The sequence below is a fragment of the Streptomyces caeni genome (genome assembly GCF_042678285.1).
GTDB classification, from domain to species: domain Bacteria; phylum Actinomycetota; class Actinomycetes; order Streptomycetales; family Streptomycetaceae; genus Streptomyces; species Streptomyces caeni.
Map to the genome: position 1 here is coordinate 123,567 of NZ_JBHUDX010000011.1, position 5,739 is coordinate 129,305.

The following is a 5,739-nucleotide window of genomic DNA, read 5'->3' on the forward strand; positions in this document are numbered from 1 at the left end:
CCGAGGTGCCCGCGCCCGGCGGGACGCGGCAGCCTCGGGGCCGGTCCGCGGCGCGTTCAGCAGCCGCTGTCGGAGATGACGTAGTAGCCGGGCGAGGTCTCCTTCAGAGTGTGGGTGACGAACAGGTTGTACAGGCCCATGTTCTGGTTCGAGCCGTCGGCGTAGGTGTAGCCGCCGCTGGTGTGCGCACGGCCGTCGGCCACCTGCTGGTAGTTGTTCGCGGTGTAGCACTGGGCGACGTAGCCGGTGGTGGTCGCGGTCACCGCGGACGAGAGGGCTCCTTCCGCGCCCGCGGAGTCGACGGCCGTCACGGTGTAGTGGTAGGAGGTGCCCGCGCTCAGTCCGGTGTCGGTGAAGCCGGTCGAGGTGGTGGTGCCGACCCGGGCGCCGTCGCGGTAGACGTCGTACGAGGCCGCGCCGCCGACGGCGGACCAGCCGAGTGTGGCGGTGGTGTCGGTGGTGCCGGTGACGGTCAGCCCCGTGGGCGCGGGCAGGGCGGAGCCCCCGCCGCCGCTCCCGCCGCCGCTGCCGTCCAGGCCCCAGAAGGTGGCCGTGTAGTACGTGGAGCAGACGTAGTCGAGGAAGTAGGCGCCGGTCGACCCGCACTGCCCGGTGCCGGAGCCGGGGGCGACGGCGAGACCGTGGCCCATGCCGGAGATGGAGTACAGCTCGACGGCCGGTGTGCTGTCAGGACCGTTGTAGGTGCTCAGCGTCGTACCGCCGGGCAGGCTCTGCGTGCTGGAGGCGGTCTGGCCGATGCCCCACACGTCGGTCCACTGGTCGCGCAGTTCGTCGCCGTTGACCGGCCGGACGGTGTAGTCGGCGGTGCCCTGCCAGATCGCGACCCGCGGCCACGGCCCGGCGTAGCCGGGGTAGGAGTTGCGGACCTTGTCGCCCCACTGCTGCGGGGTCAGGCCCAGGCCCGAGGAGTTGTACTGGCAGGCGTTGGTGCCGGAGGAGGAGGTGGCGCACTGCGCGGGCAGCCCGGAGTCGATCGCGCCGCCGGCGAACACGTCCGGGTAGTCGGCCAGCAGGTTGGCCGCCTGGCCGCCGCCGGCGGACAGACCTGTGACGTAGACCCGGCTGGTGTCGCTGCCGTACTGGGCGACGGCCTTGTCGACCATCTGCTTGACGGACAGCGCCTCGCCGTGGCCTCGGGTGCTCTGGGCGGTGTCGAACCAGCGGAAGCAGGACAGCGAGTTGTTGGAGGAGTTGGTCTGCGGGTAGACGACCGCGAATCCCCACTGGTCGGCGAACTGCGCCCAGCCGGAGTGGCCGTGGTAGTCGGAGGCGCTCTGGGTGCAGCCGTGCAGGGCCACGACCAGCGGCCGGCCGGCGGGCAGGCCGGCGGGCGCGTACTCGTACATGGCGAGGTTGCCCGGGTTGGAACCGAAGGAGGTGACCTGGGTGAGCGAGGCGGCGGAGGCGGGCTGCACCGCGGCGGTGAGCAGGCCCGCGGCGAGCGCGAGGGCCCCCGCCGCGGCCGACAGCAGGCGGCTCAGGCTGCTTCTCGGGCGGCGGGTTCGATACGAACGTGCCATGAAGGGGCTCCTGACGTGGGGATGGGGAACCCTGCGTGGCCGTGCCGGGGCGCGGGCCGTCCCGTGGCGCTGGCGTCCTCGGCGGGTCAGCGGGGTGTGACGTGCATCATGGGGCCGGGCACCGACAGTGGTTAATGGTCCGCGCATCCATCGTTCGTGATGCCGCCATGTGAGCTGGCGCCATGCGGGGCATGGGGTGCCCCGGGTACGGCAACGGGGCCCCGCTCCGGGGGAGTCGGGGCCCGTTCGTGGCGCGCGCCGGTGGCGCGCGGTGGCTCTCCGGGTGGCCCGGCGGTGAGCGGTGCGGGGATCAGCAACTCGGCCGCGGTGGCGTTCTGCAGGTCCCGCGCGTCCGTGCCCGGTGCGGTCTCGGCCAGCGCCAGGCCCCGGGCGCTGACGTCGATGACGGCGAGATCGGTGATGACGCGGTCGACCACGCCGCGCCCGGTGGCGGGCAGGGCGACGGCCCTCGTCTTCGGGGCACCCGGGATCCGGCGCGGGCCGGCGCCCGTGCGGGGGCCGCGCCACGGGGGAAGGGACCGCCCGGGCTCCCGGCGGTCCCTTCGGCCGCGATGCGGTCAGTGTGCGCTCCAGCCGCCGTCGAGGGGCAGTGAGGCGCCCGTGATGTAGCCGGTGTGCGGACCGCACAGGTACAGGGCGGCTGCGGCGACCTCCTCCGGCTCGATCAGGCGCTTGATGGCGGTCCTGTCGAGCATGATCTTGCCGATCACGTCCCCTGCCGGAATCCGGTGCGCGGCGGCCTGGGCGGCGACCTGGTTCTCCACCAGGGGGGTGCGCACATAGCCGGGGTTGATGCAGTTGCTCGTCACCCCGTGCGGGGCGCCCTCCAGGGCGGCCACCTTGCTGAATCCCTCCAGCGCGTGCTTGGCGGTCACATAGGCCGACTTGAAGGGGCTCGCACGCAGACCGTGGACCGAGGAGATGTTGACGATCCTCCCCCACTCCTTCGCGTACATGTGGGGCAGGCTGCGGCGCACGATCCGGAAGGGCGCCTCGACCATCACCCGCTGGATCAGGGCGAAGCTCTCCACCGGGAACTCGTGGATCGGTGCGACGTGCTGGATGCCGGCGTTGTTGACGACGATGTCGGCGTCGTCCGGCAGCTGGTCCACCGCCTCGGGTTCGGACAGGTCGACCACATACGCGGTGCCGCCGGTCTCCTCGGCCACGGTCTTGGCGGCCTCGGCCGCCCGGTCGACCACGTACACGTGGGCGCCGGCCTTCGCGAACGCCACCGCGCAGGCGCGGCCGATCCCGCTCGCCGCGCCGGTCACCAGGGCTCTTCGCCCGGCCAGAAAGGGGCCGGTGGGAACTGCGGCGGCGGTGCCGCCCGTCTGTTCAGCGGATTCCATGGCCGTCACGTTAGGAACGACTCACGGCCGAGCACACGTGGTCCACCACCACAGTTGCCATGGGGGCGGTGGGGGGTCCCACCATAGGGTTTGCGCATATAAGGAAACCCGTCCACCACCGCCACGGGCGGGCTCGTCGCGCGTATGACGCCGGTGAGCGACGTGTCCAGAACCGGGGGCGAGCGGTGCGGCGCACGACGGCGCGGCACGCGCCTTCCCGCCGTGCGCGCGTTCGGCGGGAAGAGCGGCAGGCGGGCCCGTGCACGCCATCCGGGCCCGCGACGTGTCCATGCACGCCAACGGTGCCGCGACGTGTCCGGGCGGCGGCCGTTCACGCCCGCGACCGGGCCCGGCTGCCGAGAGCCGCATTCGGATACCCGCCGCCGAGAGCCGCACACCACCGGTGCCGACCGCCGGGTGCCACCCCACGCCTGCACGGCCGTTGGGCTCCGCCGACCACCGGCGCGCCCGGCGGTCAGCGGCCACTCCCGCCGTGAGCACCGCCCACGAACGGCACTCCCGCCGACGCGGCCGGCGGTGAACGTGGAGCCGCCGATGACCCTGCCCAGGACGGCATGGCCGGAGGCGAACGGGCTACCGCCCCCTGTGGAGCCGCCCACGGGGGCACGCGCGTCGGCACGGGCGGCGGTGGGGGCGCCGGCCGTACGCGGCGCGCGGGCCGACGCGCATGCCGGCGGCGGGCCGGGCCGTACGCCGGTGCCGGGGGCGGCGGCGTACGGCCGGTCACACGGTGCTGTTCTCCGGGGCTCCGGACTCCGCCGCCCCCCGTCCGGCGGAGTCCGGGGACCGGCCGGACGCGGCGTCCTCTTCCCCGTCCTCCTTCCCGCTCGCCGGACCGTCCCCCGCACGGGAGCGGACGGCCGTCGGCCCGCCTTTGCGGCGTGCGTCCCGGCTCGCGCGGATCCGGGCCGGGAGCCCCGCCAGACCACCGGGCAGCAGGTAGACCACAGCCACGAACAGCGTGCCGAGCAGGAACAGCGGCTGGGACAGCGGCACCCGCAGCACCGCCGGGAGATCCGCGACGCCGTGCGAGATGGCCAGGTCACCGAGCCGGTGACTCGCCCAGGTGTACAGCACACCGCCGAGCAGCGGGCCCCAGCGGCTGCCGGATCCGCCGAGCACCACCATCACCAGCAGCGACAGGGTGGCGTCGGAGGAGGCGGCCTGCGGTGTGGCGCCTCCCGTGAGCAGCAGGTACACCACCCCGCCGGCTCCGGCCAAGCCCCCCGCCACCACGAAGGCGACCAGCTTGAAGCCGTAGGGGCGCAGGCCGAGCACCTCCACGCGGCGTTCGTTCTCGCGGATGCCCGCCCACACCCGCCCCGTCGGCGAGGAGACCGTCCAGTGCACCACGCCGAGCGTGAGCACCAGGTACGCCAGGGCGATCCAGTACAGGTTGGCGGTGTTCTGAATGCCGACCAGGCTGTCGGGCAGCAGGTCGGCCGGGGCCGCACGCCCCTCCTCGCCGCCGGTCAGGCCGCCCGGGTCGCGGGACACCAGGATCGCGCCCGCCTGGGCGAAGGCCAGCGTCACCATGGAGAAGCCGATCCCGGTCACCCGTAGGCTGACCGATCCCAGCAGCAGCGCCAGCAGCACCGAGCAGCCGACGCCGACCAGCGCCGCGGAGGCGAACGGCAGCCGCAGTTCGAGCATGGCCAGGTCGGTGACGTACAGGCCGGTGGCGAAGTACAGGGCGTGCCCGAAGGAGAGCAGGCCGGTGCGGCCGAGCAGCAGGTCGTAGCCGCTGGCGAGAGCACCGTAGAGCAGGCACAGCGCGATCAGTTGCAGGCTGCCGGGGCTGCCCGGCGGCCCGTCCAGCAGGCCCGGCAGCGGCATGGCGCTGAACGGGGCAAGCAGGAGGGCGACCAGCACGGCGGCCGGCCACCAGCGTCCAAGGAGCGTCACGCGAGCCTCCCGGTCAGTCCGCCGGGCCGCACCAGCAGCAGTACGGCCAGCAGGACGACGACCGAGAGGTCGCCGAGTCCCGCGGCGGTGTAGTAGTTGGCGAACTGCTGGACGAGGCCGACGGCGGCGGCGGCGACGGCGGCACCGGTGACCGAACCCATGCCGCCCATGACGACTACGACGAAGGCGAAGATCAGCAGGCCGGTGCCCTGGCCCGGGGTGACCGAGCCGAAGTAGAGCCCGGCGAGCGCGCCGCCCAGTGCGGCGGCGGCGCCTCCGATCGCGAAGACCAGTGTGAACGCCCTGCGCACGTCGATGCCGAGGGCCGTGACCATGGCCCGGTCCTCGACACCGGCCCGCACGATCAGGCCGTACCGGGTCCGGGACAGGAACAGCCGCAGGGCCAGCAGGACGAGGGCGGCCGCGGCCATCAGCACGAAGCGGTTGACCGGGACCACCGCGCCGAGCACATGCACGGTGCCTGCGAGGCCGGACGGCTGCGGGAACGGCCGGGCGTCGGCGCCCCAGATGCCCATCAGCAGGGCGGGTACGGCCAGGCCGACCCCCACGGTGGCCAGGATCTGGTCACGTGGTCTGCCGTACAGCGGCCGGATCAGCACCAGTTCCAGCAGGACGGCGGCGAGGGTGCCGACGCCGGTGCCGAACACCATGGCCGTGTAGAAGCCCATGCCGCCTTCGGCGGCGGCCCACCACGCGGCGTAGGCGCCGACCGACAGCAGCGCCCCGTGCGCGAAGTTGAGCACGTCCATCAGGCCGAAGATCAGCGACAGGCCCGAGGCGATCAGGAAGTACAGCGCCCCCAGTCCGAGGCCGGTGCACATCAGGAGGATGACGGTGTCCATCAGTGGTTCGCCTCCGGTGCGGGCAGGGCGGGCGGC

Annotated in this window: 5 protein-coding genes; all 5 read right to left on the reverse strand. The window is 73.5% G+C overall.

Going from position 1 to position 5,739, the window contains the following annotated elements; all coding sequences use genetic code 11:
- Positions 1-56: 56 nt before the first annotated feature.
- Positions 57-1,541: an extracellular catalytic domain type 1 short-chain-length polyhydroxyalkanoate depolymerase gene (locus tag ACFSL4_RS04775; protein ID WP_381078837.1), complete on the reverse strand. Its 1,485-nt coding sequence runs from the start codon at positions 1,539-1,541 to the stop codon at positions 57-59.
- Positions 1,542-1,672: 131 nt separating this feature from the next.
- Positions 1,673-1,978 carry a hypothetical protein gene (locus ACFSL4_RS04780; protein WP_381078839.1) on the reverse strand — a complete coding sequence of 102 codons (306 nt, stop codon included), beginning with the start codon at positions 1,976-1,978 and terminating at the stop codon, positions 1,673-1,675.
- Positions 1,979-2,119: 141 nt separating this feature from the next.
- On the reverse strand, positions 2,120-2,914 hold the full coding sequence (locus tag ACFSL4_RS04785) for a 3-hydroxybutyrate dehydrogenase (protein ID WP_381078841.1): 795 nt from the start codon (positions 2,912-2,914) through the stop codon (positions 2,120-2,122).
- A 744-nt stretch (positions 2,915-3,658) separates the two neighbouring features.
- Complete coding sequence (locus ACFSL4_RS04790; protein WP_381078843.1) at positions 3,659-4,840, reverse strand: branched-chain amino acid ABC transporter permease; 1,182 nt, start codon at positions 4,838-4,840, stop codon at positions 3,659-3,661.
- Positions 4,837-5,703: a branched-chain amino acid ABC transporter permease gene (locus ACFSL4_RS04795; protein ID WP_381078915.1), complete on the reverse strand. Its 867-nt coding sequence runs from the start codon at positions 5,701-5,703 to the stop codon at positions 4,837-4,839. The genes ACFSL4_RS04790 and ACFSL4_RS04795 overlap by 4 nt, the downstream gene beginning before the upstream one ends.
- Positions 5,704-5,739 lie beyond the last annotated feature (36 nt).